Source organism: Arenimonas oryziterrae DSM 21050 = YC6267 (genome assembly GCF_000420545.1).
GTDB classification, from domain to species: Bacteria; Pseudomonadota; Gammaproteobacteria; order Xanthomonadales; family Xanthomonadaceae; genus Arenimonas; species Arenimonas oryziterrae.
Genome location: NZ_ATVD01000002.1, coordinates 358,295 through 373,091, shown reverse-complemented (window position 1 = coordinate 373,091; position 14,797 = coordinate 358,295). Strand labels below are relative to the sequence as shown.

Here is a 14,797-nt window from a genome sequence, read left to right as displayed (position 1 = left end):
TTTTGCCATCGAGACCCGCCATGAGCCAGATTCCTTCCCTAGACATCCGCCGCTTCGACAGCGACCGTGACGCCTTCGTCGCCGAACTCGGCGCCGCGTATCGCGAATGGGGTTTCTGCGGCATCAGCGGTCATGGCATCTCGCCCGCGCTCATCGACGGCGCCTACGAGGCGTTCAAGGCTTTCTTCGCCTTGCCCGAAGCGACCAAACGCAAATACCACGTGCCGGGCAGCGGCGGCGCGCGCGGCTACACGCCGTTCGGCATCGAAACGGCGAAGGACTCCAAGTACGCCGATCTCAAGGAGTTCTATCACGTCGGTCGCGAACTGCCGGCGGGCTCGAAGTACGCCGTCGTGATGCCGCCGAACCTGTGGCCGGAGGAAGTGCCGTCGTTCAAGCATTACGCCTACGAACTTTACGAGGCACTCGATGCGCTCGGTTCGCGCGTGCTCTCGGCGCTGGCCTTGCACATCGGTCTGTCCGCGGACTACTTCGCCGACAAGACCAATAACGGCAATTCGATCCTGCGGCCGATCCACTACCCGCCGATCACCGCCGACAATATTCCGAACGTGCGCGCCGGCGCGCATGAGGACATCAACTTCATCACCTTGCTGGTCGGCGCGAGCGCGGCCGGTCTGGAAGTCAAATCGCAGAAAGGCGACTGGGTGCCGTTCACTTCCGAAGCCGACACGATCGTCGTCAACATCGGCGACATGCTGCAGCGCCTGAGCAACCACGTGTATCCGTCGACCACGCATCGCGTGGTCAATCCGCCGGGCGAGGCCGCGCGCAAGCCGCGCTATTCGACGCCGTACTTCCTGCATCCCAATCCCGATTTCCTCATCGAGACGCTGCCGGGCTGCATCAGCGCGGACAATCCCAACCGCTACCCGACGCCGATCACCTCGCACGAGTACCTGATGGAGCGGCTGCGCGAGATCAAGCTGGTCTGAGCCGGATCAGCGCAGGGCCTCGAGCCAGGCGGCGAATTTTTCCGCACGCGGTATCGAGGCATTCGCTGGGCTGGTCGAGGGCAGGCGCCGCCATTCCAGGGCCCGAGTCGGCAGTGCGGGCGCGACCTGCCGGCGGAAGATCGCTTCTGCCGTGGCGCCGTTGAACAACACGCGTCGCAGCTGCGGATGTCCGTCGAAGAACGCAGCGAAATCGTTGGCCTGCGCCGAGCGCAGGTCGATCGCCGCGTCGAGACTGCCGGGGCGCCGGCAATGCGCGAGTACGTCCCAGACCGCGATGCCTGAATCACGCAGACGTTGCGTGCGCTCCTCATAGGGCAGCGAGGGCAGGGCGCCGACCGCTTCGCCGAGAATCGGCCAGAACAGATTGTGCGGATGGGCGTAGTACTGCTGCGCCTGCAGCGAGGCCTCGCCCGGCATGCTGCCCAGGATCAGCAGGCGGGCGTTGGCGTCGGCGATCGGGGCGAAGCTGCGGACGCGACCTGGCTCAGTGGGCACGGGTCTTTTCAAGGCGAGGGCCGCGCGCTGCTCAGGCCATCCAGAAGAACACGGCCGCCATGCGTTTCTCCGCCAGCGTGTGGCCCCAGTACTCGGTCGCACTGTGGATGAGATTGCTGCGATACACCAGCAGGCGATTGAACCGGTGCGCGATCCGCACATCCTCGGCGAAGGAGTTGGGCGGCACGAAACGCGTGCCCAGGGCCTCGACGAGATTGGCGTGCGGCGGCGATACCATATTGCCGCCGAGCTGCCCGTTGGGCAGACGCTGCCGGTAGAAACTCGTGCCGCAGTCGTCGGGGACGTCGGGATTGAGATACAGCACGGCCGCGTACCGGCACAGCTTGCGCGAGTCGGTATGCGGGCGCGATTCGCATTCGCCTTCGCCCACGACCTGCACGCAGTTGTGATTCAGGCGCTGACCGTCGGCCGTGGTTTCTTCCCAGAGCTTGTCGGCGCCGGTGGCCTTGCGCACCCAGGCTTCGAGCGGTGCGAGTTCTTCCGGTTCCAGCGCGGGAATCGCGCGCAGTCCCGGCCAGCTTTCCGGCTTGTGCGGATAGCCCTCGATCCAGTCGGTCTTGGCCAGGCAGCGTTCGCGCACGGCGAGCGCATTGGGCAGGGCGTCGTCGAGCACCCAGTAGTCGCGACCCTCGGTGGGTTTGCGATAGGGCAGCATCGCGATGCGCGGTGGCGCGGGCCGGTTCATGTTCATCGGATTATTCGGCATCCCGGAAGTCTTTGGTCTTGCTCGCCACCAGCGCGCGCGCCAGGGCATCGGGCAGATATTTGCACAGGAAAGCGACCAGCTTGTTGGGCGCGCCGGTGATCACGCGCGTCTTGCCCGCTTCGACCGCGTCGACGCCGATGCGGGCGACTTGTTCGCTGGTGAGCCACAGGAATTTCGGCATTTTCGAGATCTTCTCGCGCATGCCGTTGACGTCGTGGAATTCGGAATAGGTGAAACCCGGGCACAACGCGGTGACCAACACGCCGCGCGGGGCGGTCTCCAGCGCGAGGCATTCGGAGAAGCGGATCAGCCAGGCCTTGGTCGCGCCATACATCGTATGCCCGGCCGAGGCGGGAACGAGTCCGGCCAGCGAGGCGATGTTGAGAATGCGACCGCGCCCGGCCTGCTCCATGGCGGGCAGATACAAATGGGTCAGTTCGCCGACGGCGGTGATCATCACCTGCAGGAAATCGGCGTGCACCCGCCAGTCGCTGGACAGATAGCGACCCGGCACACCGTATCCGGCGTTGTTGACCAGGGTGTCGACATGCAGTCCGCGCGCCTGCGTTTCGGCGAACAGGCGTCGCGGCGCATCCGCTTGCGACAGGTCGGACGTAATGACCACACAGGGCGCATTCACGCCGAGTTCGCGCGCCAGTGCTTCCAATCGATCCGTGCGTCGGGCCGTCAGGATGAGCGACCTGCCGCGCCGGGAATATTCCCGGGCTATTTCCGCGCCGATGCCGCTAGAGGCGCCGGTGATCAGGACGTAGCCGGGGTTGTTCGCGAGGGGAGTCGTGCTGGACATGGAGTCATTCCGGGAAGGTGCTCGATTGTGCGGCCTGGGCCCTGCGGCCCACCAGCCCGACCGCCTGCCGCCCGACAAGGGGAAAGCGATGCCGATCCGACAGGCGGGAAAAGGGAGCGCGACGCCGCGGCGCGCCGTGGGCATGGTGGTCGCGCTGGGCCTGTTCTGCGGCCTGGCCGGCGCCGCTGAATTGCAGGTCGGTGTCGACGACGGTCACCGGAAGCCGCTGGCCGACGCCGTGGTCAGTGCGATCGCACTGGACGCGCATCCGGCCGTCAGCGCCGGCAAAGGCATCATGGATCAGCACAGTTCGCAGTTCGTGCCCGGCGTGCTGGCGATCGCCGTCGGCAGCATCGTGACCTTCCCCAACAGCGACAACATCCGTCACCAGGTCTATTCGTTCTCTCCGGCCAAGCCCTTCGACCTGCCGCTTTATGCCGGAACGCCGGCCGCGCCCCTGCGTTTCGAAAAACCCGGCGTCGTCGTGGTCGGTTGCAACATCCACGACTGGATGATCGGCTACATCGTCGTGCTCGATACCCCGTATTTCGCCAAGACCGACGCTGCGGGCCAGGCCGTGCTGAGCCTGCCGCCCGGCCGGTATCGCCTGGAAACCTGGCATCCGCGTTTGGCCGGCGAGCCCGTGCGTGAGGAACTTGTTGTGGGCCTAGGCACCTCGGCCCCGCGCCGCGTGCATCTGCAGCTGACGCCGCCACCGCCACCGCGGCGCGGCAACCGGCGTCTGAAACCGGCCCCCGCCGTGTCTCCGGTCCCGGCGCGCTGAGGCCGCGACCATGGGCCGCCGTCGCTTCCGCGACAAGATCATCGCGCTGCTGATCCTGGTGGTGCTGGCGGCACAGCTGGCGACGTTCGCGGTCGTGCAGGTCGCGACGGAGCGCAGCGTTCGCTCGCAGCTCGGTGAAGAGATCCATGTGGGCCAGCGCGTCTGGCAGCGCTTTAACGACAACCGCAGCAGCCAGTTGCTCGATTCGGTCGTGGTGCTGGCCGACGATTTCGGATTCAAGGCCGCCATCGCTTCCGGCGATCCCGGCACGGTGGCATCGGCACTCGCGAATCAGGGCAGCCGCATCGGCGCAGATGTGGCCGTGGTGCTGTCGCCGGACGGTCGTTGGCAGGCCGGGCAGGGCGATGGCGCCGCGACCGCCGCGGCGCTCGCGCCCCTGCTGCGGCAGGCCGAAGCGGACGGTTACGCGCAATCGGTGCTGATGCTCGATGGCAAGCTTTGCCAAGTGGCCCTGGTGCCGATCCGGGCACCGTCCTTGATCGCCTGGGTGGCGGTGGGCTCCGTGCTCACCGACGACTATGCGCGCGACTTTCGCGCGCTGACCGGCCTCGATGCCAGTTTCGTGCAGACCGCGCCGGACGGCGTGCAGGTGTTCGCGTCCAGCCTCGCGCCGGCGCCGCTGCGCGCGCTACGTTCCTCCGTCCTGCCGGCATCGGGCGCGGGCGTGCGGGAAATGAGCCTGGACGGTCGCCAGTACTTCACTGCCGCGCAGCCCTTGGGGCAGGCCGCGCAGGGCGATCTGCGCGTGCTGCTGCAAGGCTCGCTCGACGAAGCGATGGCGCCCTATGCCGCGCTCAAGTTCCGCGTGCTGATGCTGTCCGCGCTTGCCGGACTGCTGGCGCTGGCCGTGGCCATGGTCATCGCGCGCGGCGTCAGCCGGCCGGTGGGCGAACTGGCGGAGGCGGCCCAGCGCATCGCCGAGGGCGACTATTCACGGCCCGTGGCGATCGCCGGCAAGGACGAGATCGCCCATCTCGCCAATGCGTTCGGGCAAATGCAGGAAGGCATCGCCCGGCGCGAGGAAAAAATCCTGCACCAGGCCGGCCACGACAGCCTCACCGGTCTGCCCAACCGGGCGCGGGCACGCGATGAGCTGGAAGCGGCGATCGCCCGTCATCGCGATGATCGCGAATGCAGCGCCGTGCTGATGATCGATCTGGACCGCTTCAAGGAAATCAACGACACCCTCGGCCACGGCTTCGGCGATCGCGTGCTGGTCGAAGCGGCGAAGCGCTTGCGCCAGGCCGTGCGCGCCGGGGATTTCGTCGCGCGTCTGGGCGGCGACGAGTTTCTGGTGCTCATGGAAAACGTCGAGCGCGGGCAGGCGCCGGAGCGTGCGACCTTGCTGCTGCATTCGCTGCGTCAGCCGCTCGACCTCACCAGCACCCGCATCAATCTGGACGCCAGCATCGGCCTGGCGCTGTACCCCGACCACGGCGAAGAGGCGGAAACGCTGCTGCGTCGCGCCGACATCGCGCTGTACGACGCCAAGGAAACGCGCCAGGGCGTTGCCCTGTACGAGAGCGGCCGCGACGAGGTGCACCTGCGCCAGCTCGCGCTCATGGGCGACTTGCGCCACGCGATCGAACGCGACGAATTGAGCCTGCAATTCCAGCCCAAGGTCGAGATCGGCAGCCGTCGCGTACTGCATGCCGAGGCGCTGGTGCGCTGGACGCATGCGCAGCTCGGTCCGGTGCGTCCCGACGAATTCGTGCCGCTGGCCGAGCGTTCCGGCTTCATCCACGAGCTCACCCGGTATGTGCTGGATCGGTCTTTGGCGCAGCAGAAAAAATGGGGCGAGCAGGGGCTGGATCTGGGCATCGCGGTGAACTTGTCGGCGATCGATCTCATGGACGCCGACCTGCCGGATTTCATCCTGGCCTGCCTGCAACGGCACGACGTCCCGCCGCAGCGACTGATTCTGGAGTTGACCGAAAGCGCCCTGATGCGCGACGTCAACTACGCCGTGCGCATGCTCCATCGCCTGCGCGCGATCGGCATGCGCCTGGCGATCGACGATTTCGGTACCGGCTATTCCTCTCTCGCCCAGCTCAAGCGCATGCCGGTAGATGAACTCAAGATCGACAAGAGTTTTGTCATGCAGATGACCGAGGACAGCGATGACGCCGTGATCGTGCGTTCGACGATCGAACTCGGGCATAACATGGGCCTGCGCGTGATCGCGGAGGGCGTGGAGACCGAGGACAGTCTGGCCCTGCTCGCGCGGCTGGGTTGCGACATGGCGCAAGGGTATTTCCTCAGTCCGCCGCTGGCCGGGGACGCGCTCTCGGCCTGGGCCCGGGATTTTTCGGCAGGAACACCGGCGGCAGCGATGCACGACCTGCGTGTCTGAGCCCGGGCCGCAGGGCAAAGCCTGGCCGCAGGCGGTATCCTTGTCGCCCTGTCAGCACGGGAGCGGGTGATGCGCCAGAGGATCGTGGCCGGTAACTGGAAACTGCATGGCGACCGCGCGTTCGCGCGCACGCTGCTCGATGCCGTGGTCGCGGCCGCGCGTCCGGACGGTGTCGAGCTCGCCATCCTGCCGCCCCTGCCGTATCTCGCCGAGCTGATCGGCCAGTACGGCCAGGCCGGTCTGCGCTTCGGCGCGCAGGACCTCGACGTCAACGTGCAGGGCGCCTACACCGGCGAGGTCGCCGGCGCGATGCTCGGCGACATCGGCTGCCGTTATGTACTGGCCGGACACTCCGAGCGCCGCGAATATCACGAGGAATCGAACGAGCTGGTCGCCCGGAAATTCCTCGCCGCCAAGCAGGCCGGCCTGGTGCCGATCCTGTGCGTGGGCGAGACCTTGCACCAGCGCGAAGCCGGTCAGACCGAGTGGGCGATCCAGCGCCAGCTGGAGCCGGTGTTCGAGTTGGGCGGCGCGCAGGCCTTCGAAAATGCGGTGCTGGCCTACGAGCCGGTCTGGGCCATCGGTACCGGCCGGACCGCCAGTCCGGCCCAGGCCCAGGAGGTCCATGCATTCCTGCGTGGCGAATTGCGCGCACAGGATGCTAGAATCGCCGGCTCGCTCCCGATCATTTATGGCGGAAGCGTGAAACCCGCCAACGCGGTCGAGCTGTTCGCACAGCCCGATGTCGATGGTGGCCTGATCGGGGGAGCCTCCTTGGTCGCCCAGGATTTCCTTGCCATCGCCAACGCGGCGGCTCGCTAGACTAGAACCATGATCCATACCCTGCTCAATGTTGTTTACGTGCTGATTGCGATCGCCATGATCGTGCTCATCCTGCTGCAGCGCGGCGCGGGTGCCCAGGCCGGTTCCGGCTTCGGTGCCGGTGCCTCGGCCACGGTGTTCGGCTCGCGCGGCTCAGGCAACTTCCTTTCCACCTCGACCAAGGTGCTGGCCGGTCTGTTCTTCGCGCTGAGCCTGTTCATGGCTTGGCAGGCCAGCCATGGCGTGAAGGTGGAGCAGGCGAAGGCCGACCTCGGCGTGATGTCCGACCTGCCGGCGGCTCCCGCCGACAAGGCCGCGACGCCGGCCGCTCCCGCGGCTCCGGCACTGCCTTCGGCGTCCACGACGGCGCCGGCATTGTCGCCGTCCACGGCACCGGTCACGCCGGTCATCGCACCGGCACCGACGGCGGCTCCGGCCCCCGCGACGAGCGACGAAAAACCCGCTCCGGCACCGGTTGAGGGCAGCAAGGGCGGTTGATCCGCTGGTACAATCTTCAAGCTCGGTCCGGCAACGGGTCGAACACATGCCCAGATGGCGGAATTGGTAGACGCACTACCTTGAGGTGGTAGCGACTTAGGTCGTGGGGGTTCGAGTCCCCCTTTGGGCACCAACTTTTCAGAATCGGCCGTCGCCCGCAATGCGGCGCGACGGCAGTAATGCGCCCAAAGGCGCTGGCAAAGGAGTCGCGCATGCTGGGCGAATATCTGCCGATCCTGTTGTTCCTTGCGGTCTCGACCGCCGTTGGCGTCGCACTTCTGGTGCTCGGCAACCTACTCGGACCGCAGCGTCCGGAAGCGGAAAAACTTTCTCCGTACGAATGCGGCTTCGAAGCCTTCGAAGACGCGCGCATGCAGTTCGACGTGCGCTACTACCTGATCGCCATCCTGTTCATCGCCTTCGACCTGGAAATCGCCTTCGTGTTTCCGTGGGCGGTGATCTTCCGCACGCTCGGCGTCGCCGGCCTGTACGAGATGGGCATCTTCCTGGGCCTGCTCGTGCTGGGCTTCGTCTACGTCTGGAAAAAAGGAGCGCTCGAATGGGAGTGATCCAAACCCTCTCGAACGTGATGCACAACCCGTTGCCGATCGAAACGGTCGACGACATCCTGCGTCCGGGCGCCGACAATCCGCTGATCGAGCGCGGTTACGCGACCACGAGCATCGATTCGCTGATCAACTGGGCACGCACCGGTTCGATGTGGCCGGTGACCTTCGGTCTGGCCTGCTGCGCTGTCGAGATGATGCATGCGGGCGCCTCGCGTCTGGACCTCGATCGCTACGGCGTGGTGTTCCGTCCGTCGCCGCGTCAGGCCGACGTGATGATCGTCGCCGGCACCTTGGTCAACAAGATGGCGCCGGCCCTGCGCAAGGTCTACGACCAGATGCCCGACCCCAAGTGGGTAATTTCCATGGGCAGCTGTGCCAACGGCGGCGGCTATTACCACTATTCGTATTCGGTCGTGCGTGGCTGCGATCGCATCGTGCCCGTGGACATCTACGTGCCCGGTTGCCCGCCCACCGCCGAGGCGTTGGTGTACGGCATCCTGCAGTTGATGAAAAAGATTCGCCGCACCAACACCATCGCCCGCTAATCAGACCAGGCACAGCCCAACGCCATGCCCGAACAGACCCAGACACTTTCCGACCGACTCAAGGCCCGCTTCGGCGACAAGGTCGTGTCCGTCGTCGAAGCCCGCGGTGAAACCACCCTGGAAGTACCGGCCGAGGCCTGGCGCGATGTCGCGCTGGCTCTGCGGGACGATGCCGAATTCCGTTTCGAGCAGCTCATCGACGTCTGCGGTGTCGACTACCTGAGTTTCGGCGACGACGAATGGGATACCTCGGACGTGTCGTCCGAAGGTTTCTCGCGCGGCGTGGAAGGGCAGGGCCCGGGTCGTTTCACCTGGGAAAGCCGCCCGCGCGGCCGCGGTCCGGATCGTCGCTTCGCGGCTGTCGCGCACCTGTTGTCCGTGCAGCACAACCGCCGCCTGCGTCTGCGCTGTTTCGCACTCGACAATAGCCTGCCGTTGGTGCCGTCGCTGGTACCGGTGTATCCGGTCGCCAACTGGTTCGAGCGCGAAGCGTTCGACCTGATGGGCATCATCTTCGAGGGTCACCCGGACCTGCGCCGCATCCTGACCGACTACGGTTTCGTCGGCCATCCGTTCCGCAAGGATTTCCCGCTGATCGGCAACGTCGAAGTGCGCTACGACGCCGACAAGAAGCGCGTGGTCTACGAACCCGTGTCGATCGATCCGCGCGTCGGCGTGCCGCGCGTGGTGCGCGAAGACTCGCGCTGGCAGCAATCGGCGGCGGAATCGTCGCAGGTGAAAAAATGAGCGCGCAAGAGATCCGCAACTACACCCTGAACTTTGGTCCGCAGCATCCGGCCGCGCACGGCGTATTGCGCCTGGTGCTGGAGATGGACGGCGAAGTCGTGCAGCGTGCTGATCCGCATATCGGCCTGCTGCATCGCGGCACCGAGAAACTCGCCGAATCCAAGCCGTTCAACCAGTCGATCGGCTACATGGATCGCCTCGACTACGTGTCGATGATGTGCAACGAGCACGCCTATGTGCGCGCCATCGAAACGCTGATGGGCCTGGAAGTGCCCGAGCGTGCACAGTACATCCGCACGATGCTCGATGAAGTCACGCGCATCCTCAACCACCTGATGTGGATCGGCTCCAACGGCCTCGATCTCGGTGCGATGGCGGTGTTCCTGTACGCGTTCCGCGAGCGCGAAGAACTGATGGACGTGTACGAAGCGGTGTCGGGCGCGCGCCTGCACGCAACGTACTACCGCCCCGGCGGCGTCTACCGCGATCTGCCCGATCGCATGCCGCAGTACAAAGAATCGCCCTGGCGCAAGGGTGCCGAGCTCAAGCGCCTGAACGAATGGCGCGAAGGCTCGCTGCTCGATTTCCTCGAAGCGTTCACCGACGATTTCCCGCGCCGCGTCGACGAATACGAAACCCTGCTCACCGACAACCGCATCTGGAAACAGCGCACCGTCGGCATCGGCGTCGTGCCGCCGGACATGGCGTTGGCCTGGGGCATGAGCGGCCCGATGCTGCGTGGTTCCGGCATCGCCTGGGATCTGCGCAAGAAGCAGCCGTACGCAGCCTACGACAAAGTCGATTTCGACATTCCCGTCGGCGTCCAGGGTGACTGCTACGACCGCTATCTGGTGCGTGTCGAAGAGATGCGCCAGTCCAACCGCATCATCAAGCAATGCATCGAATGGCTGCGCCGCAATCCCGGCCCGGTCATGACCAAGAATTTCAAGGTGTCGCCGCCGTCCCGCGAGGAGATGAAGGACGACATGGAAGCCCTGATCCATCACTTCAAGCTGTTCACCGAAGGCTATTCGGTGCCCGCGGGCGAAGTGTATTCGGCGGTGGAAGCGCCGAAAGGCGAGTTCGGCGTGTACCTGCTGTCGGACGGTGCCAACAAGCCGTTCCGCCTCAAGCTGCGCGCCCCCGGATTCGCCCATCTGTCCTCGATGGACGCGATCGTGCGCGGCCACATGCTGCCCGACGTGGTCGCGATGATCGGCACGTACGATATCGTTTTTGGTGAAGTAGACCGATGAAAGCCACCGGCAATTTCGAAGCCTGCCAGAACGTCGACCCGATGGTCGCGCTGACGGCGCACACCCGCGAGCATATCGATCACTGGGTCGCCAAGTTCCCGCCCGATCGCAAGCGCTCGGCCGTGATCCAGGGCCTGATGGCCGCGCAGGAGCAGAACGGCGGCTGGCTCACCGACGAGATCATTGCCGCCGTCGCCAAATACCTCGGGCTGCCGCCGGTCTGGGCGTATGAAGTCGCGACGTTCTATTCGATGTTCGACCTGCAGCCCGTCGGCAAGCACAAGGTCGCCATCTGCACCAACATCAGCTGCTGGCTCAACGGCGCCGAAGACCTCGTCAAGCATGCCGAGAAGAAACTCGGCTGCAAGCACGGCGGTACCAGCCCGGACGGCCGCATCACCTTGAAGATCGAAGAAGAATGCCTGGCGGCCTGTGCCGGTGCGCCGATGATGGTCATCGATGGCCACTATCACGAGCGCCTGACACCGGCGAAGCTCGACCAACTCTTCGACGGTCTGGAGTAAGGAAGCGACCATGGCTCACTCCGAAACCCACGGCCCCGTCGGCCCGGCTCCGCAGGAACACAGCGTCGTTCTCACGACCCTGCATTTCGACAAGCCCTGGTCGTACGAGAATTACCTCAAGACCGGCGGTTATGCCGCCTGGCGCAAGATCCTCTCCGAAAAGATGGATCCCGCCCAGGTCATCGAGATGGTCAAGCAAAGCGGCCTGCGCGGCCGCGGCGGCGCGGGCTTCCCGACCGGCCTGAAGTGGAGCTTCATGCCGCGCACGGCGCCCGGCCAGAAATACATCCTGTGCAATTCCGACGAATCCGAGCCGGGAACCTGCAAAGATCGCGACATCCTGCGCTACAACCCGCATTCGGTGATCGAAGGCATGGCCATCGCGTGCTATGCGACCGGCTGCACGGTTGCCTACAACTACATGCGCGGCGAATTCCATCACGAGCCCTTCGAACATTTCGAAGAGGCGCTGAAGGAAGCGTACGCCAATGGCTGGCTCGGCAAGGACCTGCTCGGTTCCGGCGTCGATGTCGACATGTATTCCGCGCTCGGCGCGGGCGCCTACATCTGCGGCGAAGAAACCGCGCTGATGGAATCGCTCGAGGGCAAAAAAGGCCAGCCGCGCTACAAGCCACCGTTCCCCGCGAACTACGGTCTGTTCGGCCGTCCGACCACGATCAACAACACCGAGACCTATGCCTCGGTGCCGGCGATCATCCGCAACGGCGCGGAGTGGTTCCTGAATCTGGGCAAGCCCAACAACGGCGGCCCGAAGGTCTTTTCCGTGTCCGGGCATGTCAACAATCCGGGCAATTTCGAAATCCGCCTCGGTACGAGCTTTGCCGACCTGCTGGCGCTTGCCGGCGGCGTGAAGGACGGCCGCAAGCTAAAGGCCGTGATTCCGGGCGGCTCGTCGATGCCGGTGTTGCCCGCCGACACGATGATGGCCTGCACCATGGACTACGACTCGATCCAGAAGGCCGGTTCCGGCCTGGGCTCGGGCGCGGTGATCGTCATGGACGAAACCACCTGCATGGTGCGGGCCTGCCATCGCATCTCGCGTTTCTACTACGCCGAGAGTTGCGGTCAGTGCACGCCCTGCCGCGAAGGCACGGGCTGGATGTATCGCGTGCTGGGTCGCATCGTCGCCGGTGAGGCGACCATGGACGATCTGCACATGCTCAAGGCTGCCGCCGGTCAGATCGAAGGCCACACCATCTGCGCGTTCGGCGAAGCCGCCGCGTGGCCGGTGCAGGGCATGCTTCGCCACTACTGGCATGAATTCGAGTACGCCATCGTCAACAAGCGTTTCTATGTCGACGACCTGGCTCAAGGTTTGATCACCGTGGAGCAGGCCGCATGAGCGCCGCGCCCGTCGCCCCCAACACCGCGCCCGACGTGGTGAACATCGAAATCGACGGCGTGCCGATGCAGGCGCCGAAGGGTTCGATGATCATCCACGCGTCCGACAAGGCCGGCATTCCGATCCCGCGTTTCTGCTATCACGAGAAACTGCCGATCGCGGCGAATTGCCGCATGTGCCTGGTCGACGTCGAGAAGATGCCCAAGCCCGCGCCGGCCTGCGCCACGCCGGTCATGGAAGGCATGAAGGTCACCACGCAGACCAAGCGCGCGCTCGATGCGCAGCGCAACGTCATGGAATTCCTGCTGGTCAATCATCCGCTGGACTGCCCGATCTGCGATCAGGGCGGCGAGTGCGAACTGCAGGACGTGTCGATGGGCTATGGCCGTTCGGTCAGCCGCTACGTCGACCGCAAGCGCGTGGTCGTGGACGAGGACATGGGGCCGCTGGTCGCGACCGACATGACGCGCTGCATCCAGTGCACGCGCTGCGTCCGTTTCACCGCCGACATCGCTGGCACCTATGAACTCGGCGGCATGAGCCGCGGCGAGAACCTGCAGATCGGTACCTACGACGGCAAGCCGCTGACGACCGAACTGTCGGGCAACGTCATCGACGTCTGCCCGGTCGGCGCGCTGACCAACAAGGTGTTCCGCTTCAAGGCCCGCGCCTGGGAACTCACTGCGCGCGAAAGCATCGGCTATCACGACGCCCTGGGCTCCAACCTGTTCCTGCACGTGCACCGCGGCGATGTCGCGCGCACCGTGCCGCGCGACAACGAAGCGGTCAACGAATGCTGGTTGTCGGACCGCGATCGCTATTCGCATCAGGGCCTGCAGGCCGCGGACCGTGTCCAGCGCCCGCTGCTTCGCGATGGCGATGCCTGGCGCGAAGCGAGTTGGGACGAGGCGCTGAACGCCGCCGCCGATCTCATCAAGGCGACCGCAGCGGCCGATCTTGGCGTCCTCGCGCATCCGGCCACCTCGAACGAAGAGGGCACCCTGCTCGCCGCGATGGCGAAAGCGCTCGGCACGAACCATCTTGATCATCGCCTCAAGCAGCTCGACTTCGCCGATGCGGCAGTCGCCGAGCCGTTCCAGATGCCGGTGGCCGATCTCGAAAAAGCCGCCGTGGTCGTGCTGGTGGGTAGCCATATCCGCCATGAGATTCCGCTGCTGCACCAGCGCCTGCACAAGGCCGCCAAGCGCGGCGCGAAGATCTACACCGTCAATCCGGTCGACTTCGAAGTCACCTTCGCGCTCGCCGGCAAACACCTCGTGTTGCCGTCGGCGTTGCCGGCGGCGCTCGCGGGTCTGGCCCAGGCGGCCGGTGCCTCGCTGCCGGCGGCCCTGGCCGTCGGTACTGGCGACAACCTGCGCACGATCGCCGACGCGTTGAAGAAGGCCGAAGGCAATGCCGTCATCGTGCTCGGCGAACTGGCTGAGAACCACGTGCAAGCCTCGCATCTGCATGCCGCCGCGCGTGCGCTCGCGCAGGCGACCGGTGCCAAGCTCAACCGCATTGCGCAGGGCGCGAATGCCCTCGGCCTTGCACGTCACGGCGTGTTGCCGGGCGGGCAGGGCAAGACGGCTGCGACGATGCTCGACGGCGCGATCAAAACGTTCGTGCTGCACGGCATCGAACCGCAGTTCGATTTCGCGCACGGCGCGCAGGCCTTGAAGGCGCTTGCCTCGGCGAAGGTCATCGCGCTGTCGGCGTTTGCTTCGGACGAACTGAAGAAACTCGCGCACGTGATCCTGCCGATCGCGATGCTGCCGGAAATGGAAGCGACCTTGACCAATGTCGACGGCGTCGACCAGGCCACGCGAGCCGGCGCCAAATTGCCGGGCGAGGCCCGTCCGGGCTGGCGCGTGCTGAAGGCCTTGGCCGACAAGCTCGCCCTGTCCGGCTTCGACTTCACCGATCTCGCCGGCCTGCAATCGCAGCTCGCCCCCAAGATGGTCGCCTCGGGCGATGGTCTGGCGGCGGCCGTGGCCTCGCAGCCGGGCCTCGAACGCATCGTCACCACGCCGATCTATCGCGCCGACGCCGTATTGCGTCGTGCCGCCGCGCTGAATGCCCATCCGCTGACGACGGGTGCCCGTGCGGTGCTCAATCCGGAAGATGCGCTCGCACGCGGCGTTTCCGATGGTGCGATCATCAAGGCCGGCGACGGCACGGGCAGCGCTTCGCTGCCGGTCGTGGTCAGCACGCGCGTGCCGCATGGCGCGATCTGGATCGAATCGGGCTATGAAGCCACGGCGCCGATGTCGCCGACGGCCGGCCTCGCGGTAGTGAGGGCCTGAGC

At 65.7% G+C, this 14,797-nt stretch carries 15 protein-coding genes and 1 tRNA gene; 13 read left to right on the top strand and 3 right to left on the bottom strand.

Going from position 1 to position 14,797, the window contains the following annotated elements; translation table 11 throughout:
• Window positions 1-20 precede the first annotated feature (20 nt).
• The gene (locus G467_RS0106450) at window positions 21-956 is read left to right on the top strand and encodes an isopenicillin N synthase family dioxygenase (RefSeq protein ID WP_022968914.1); all 936 of its coding nucleotides are present in this window, start codon (window positions 21-23) and stop codon (window positions 954-956) included.
• Between the two features lie 6 nt (window positions 957-962).
• On the opposite strand, the gene G467_RS0106445 is transcribed toward G467_RS0106450, so the two are convergent.
• Genes G467_RS0106445 through G467_RS0106435 form a run of 3 tightly spaced genes read right to left on the bottom strand, consistent with a single transcriptional unit; the run spans window position 963 to window position 3,007 of the window.
• Window positions 963-1,472: a DNA-deoxyinosine glycosylase gene (locus G467_RS0106445; protein WP_022968913.1), complete on the bottom strand. Its 510-nt coding sequence runs from the start codon at window positions 1,470-1,472 to the stop codon at window positions 963-965.
• A gap of 31 nt (window positions 1,473-1,503) precedes the next feature.
• The gene (locus tag G467_RS0106440; protein WP_022968912.1) at window positions 1,504-2,184 is read right to left on the bottom strand and encodes a DUF6445 family protein; all 681 of its coding nucleotides are present in this window, start codon (window positions 2,182-2,184) and stop codon (window positions 1,504-1,506) included.
• 4 nt (window positions 2,185-2,188) lie between these two features.
• On the bottom strand, window positions 2,189-3,007 hold the full coding sequence (locus G467_RS0106435; RefSeq protein ID WP_022968911.1) for an SDR family NAD(P)-dependent oxidoreductase: 819 nt from the start codon (window positions 3,005-3,007) through the stop codon (window positions 2,189-2,191).
• 88 nt (window positions 3,008-3,095) lie between these two features.
• On the opposite strand from G467_RS0106435, the gene G467_RS15705 reads away from it, so the two are divergent.
• The 12 genes from G467_RS15705 to nuoG all read left to right on the top strand — a co-directional run bounded on the left by G467_RS15705 (window position 3,096) and on the right by nuoG (window position 14,795).
• The gene (locus G467_RS15705; protein WP_022968910.1) at window positions 3,096-3,791 is read left to right on the top strand and encodes a methylamine utilization protein; all 696 of its coding nucleotides are present in this window, start codon (window positions 3,096-3,098) and stop codon (window positions 3,789-3,791) included.
• A gap of 10 nt (window positions 3,792-3,801) precedes the next feature.
• Window positions 3,802-6,165: a putative bifunctional diguanylate cyclase/phosphodiesterase gene (locus G467_RS15700; protein ID WP_022968909.1), complete on the top strand. Its 2,364-nt coding sequence runs from the start codon at window positions 3,802-3,804 to the stop codon at window positions 6,163-6,165.
• 69 nt (window positions 6,166-6,234) lie between these two features.
• Window positions 6,235-6,987 (top strand): triose-phosphate isomerase, encoded by a 753-nt coding sequence (gene tpiA, locus G467_RS0106420; protein ID WP_022968908.1) that lies wholly within the window; start codon window positions 6,235-6,237, stop codon window positions 6,985-6,987.
• A 9-nt stretch (window positions 6,988-6,996) separates the two neighbouring features.
• Window positions 6,997-7,485: a preprotein translocase subunit SecG gene (gene secG, locus G467_RS0106415; protein ID WP_022968907.1), complete on the top strand. Its 489-nt coding sequence runs from the start codon at window positions 6,997-6,999 to the stop codon at window positions 7,483-7,485.
• Between the two features lie 48 nt (window positions 7,486-7,533).
• Window positions 7,534-7,618: transfer RNA gene (locus G467_RS0106410), tRNA-Leu, on the top strand.
• Between the two features lie 79 nt (window positions 7,619-7,697).
• Window positions 7,698-8,054 carry an NADH-quinone oxidoreductase subunit A gene (locus G467_RS0106405; protein ID WP_026802430.1) on the top strand — a complete coding sequence of 119 codons (357 nt, stop codon included), beginning with the start codon at window positions 7,698-7,700 and terminating at the stop codon, window positions 8,052-8,054.
• Window positions 8,045-8,599, top strand: coding sequence for a NuoB/complex I 20 kDa subunit family protein (locus tag G467_RS0106400; RefSeq protein ID WP_022968905.1), 555 nt, complete (start codon window positions 8,045-8,047; stop codon window positions 8,597-8,599). The genes G467_RS0106405 and G467_RS0106400 overlap by 10 nt, the downstream gene beginning before the upstream one ends.
• Window positions 8,600-8,623: 24 nt before the next feature.
• A complete protein-coding gene (locus G467_RS0106395; protein ID WP_026802428.1) occupies window positions 8,624-9,346 on the top strand; it encodes an NADH-quinone oxidoreductase subunit C in 723 nt (240 codons plus the stop codon).
• Entirely contained in the window at window positions 9,343-10,602 is a 1,260-nt protein-coding gene (locus G467_RS0106390; RefSeq protein WP_051130409.1) for an NADH-quinone oxidoreductase subunit D, read from the top strand. The genes G467_RS0106395 and G467_RS0106390 overlap by 4 nt, the downstream gene beginning before the upstream one ends.
• Complete coding sequence (gene nuoE / locus G467_RS0106385; protein ID WP_022968904.1) at window positions 10,599-11,126, top strand: NADH-quinone oxidoreductase subunit NuoE; 528 nt, start codon at window positions 10,599-10,601, stop codon at window positions 11,124-11,126. The genes G467_RS0106390 and nuoE overlap by 4 nt, the downstream gene beginning before the upstream one ends.
• A 10-nt stretch (window positions 11,127-11,136) precedes the next feature.
• Window positions 11,137-12,489: an NADH-quinone oxidoreductase subunit NuoF gene (gene nuoF, locus G467_RS0106380; RefSeq protein ID WP_022968903.1), complete on the top strand. Its 1,353-nt coding sequence runs from the start codon at window positions 11,137-11,139 to the stop codon at window positions 12,487-12,489.
• Window positions 12,486-14,795 (top strand): NADH-quinone oxidoreductase subunit NuoG, encoded by a 2,310-nt coding sequence (gene nuoG / locus G467_RS0106375; protein WP_022968902.1) that lies wholly within the window; start codon window positions 12,486-12,488, stop codon window positions 14,793-14,795. The genes nuoF and nuoG overlap by 4 nt, the downstream gene beginning before the upstream one ends.
• Window positions 14,796-14,797 lie beyond the last annotated feature (2 nt).

What these genes read in the sequence shown, in the direction of transcription:
- G467_RS0106400 (WP_022968905.1), top strand. Translation starts at nt 8,045, where the DNA reads ATGGGAGTGATCCAAACCCTCTCGAACGTGATGCACAACCCGTTGCCG.
- secG (WP_022968907.1), top strand. Translation starts at nt 6,997, where the DNA reads ATGATCCATACCCTGCTCAATGTTGTTTACGTGCTGATTGCGATCGCC.
- G467_RS0106390 (WP_051130409.1), top strand. Translation starts at nt 9,343, where the DNA reads ATGAGCGCGCAAGAGATCCGCAACTACACCCTGAACTTTGGTCCGCAG.
- G467_RS15705 (WP_022968910.1), top strand. Translation starts at nt 3,096, where the DNA reads ATGCCGATCCGACAGGCGGGAAAAGGGAGCGCGACGCCGCGGCGCGCC.
- G467_RS0106440 (WP_022968912.1), bottom strand. Translation starts at nt 2,184, where the DNA reads ATGAACATGAACCGGCCCGCGCCACCGCGCATCGCGATGCTGCCCTAT.
- nuoE (WP_022968904.1), top strand. Translation starts at nt 10,599, where the DNA reads ATGAAAGCCACCGGCAATTTCGAAGCCTGCCAGAACGTCGACCCGATG.
- G467_RS0106450 (WP_022968914.1), top strand. Translation starts at nt 21, where the DNA reads ATGAGCCAGATTCCTTCCCTAGACATCCGCCGCTTCGACAGCGACCGT.
- tpiA (WP_022968908.1), top strand. Translation starts at nt 6,235, where the DNA reads ATGCGCCAGAGGATCGTGGCCGGTAACTGGAAACTGCATGGCGACCGC.
- G467_RS0106395 (WP_026802428.1), top strand. Translation starts at nt 8,624, where the DNA reads ATGCCCGAACAGACCCAGACACTTTCCGACCGACTCAAGGCCCGCTTC.
- nuoF (WP_022968903.1), top strand. Translation starts at nt 11,137, where the DNA reads ATGGCTCACTCCGAAACCCACGGCCCCGTCGGCCCGGCTCCGCAGGAA.
- nuoG (WP_022968902.1), top strand. Translation starts at nt 12,486, where the DNA reads ATGAGCGCCGCGCCCGTCGCCCCCAACACCGCGCCCGACGTGGTGAAC.
- G467_RS0106405 (WP_026802430.1), top strand. Translation starts at nt 7,698, where the DNA reads ATGCTGGGCGAATATCTGCCGATCCTGTTGTTCCTTGCGGTCTCGACC.
- G467_RS0106435 (WP_022968911.1), bottom strand. Translation starts at nt 3,007, where the DNA reads ATGTCCAGCACGACTCCCCTCGCGAACAACCCCGGCTACGTCCTGATC.
- G467_RS15700 (WP_022968909.1), top strand. Translation starts at nt 3,802, where the DNA reads ATGGGCCGCCGTCGCTTCCGCGACAAGATCATCGCGCTGCTGATCCTG.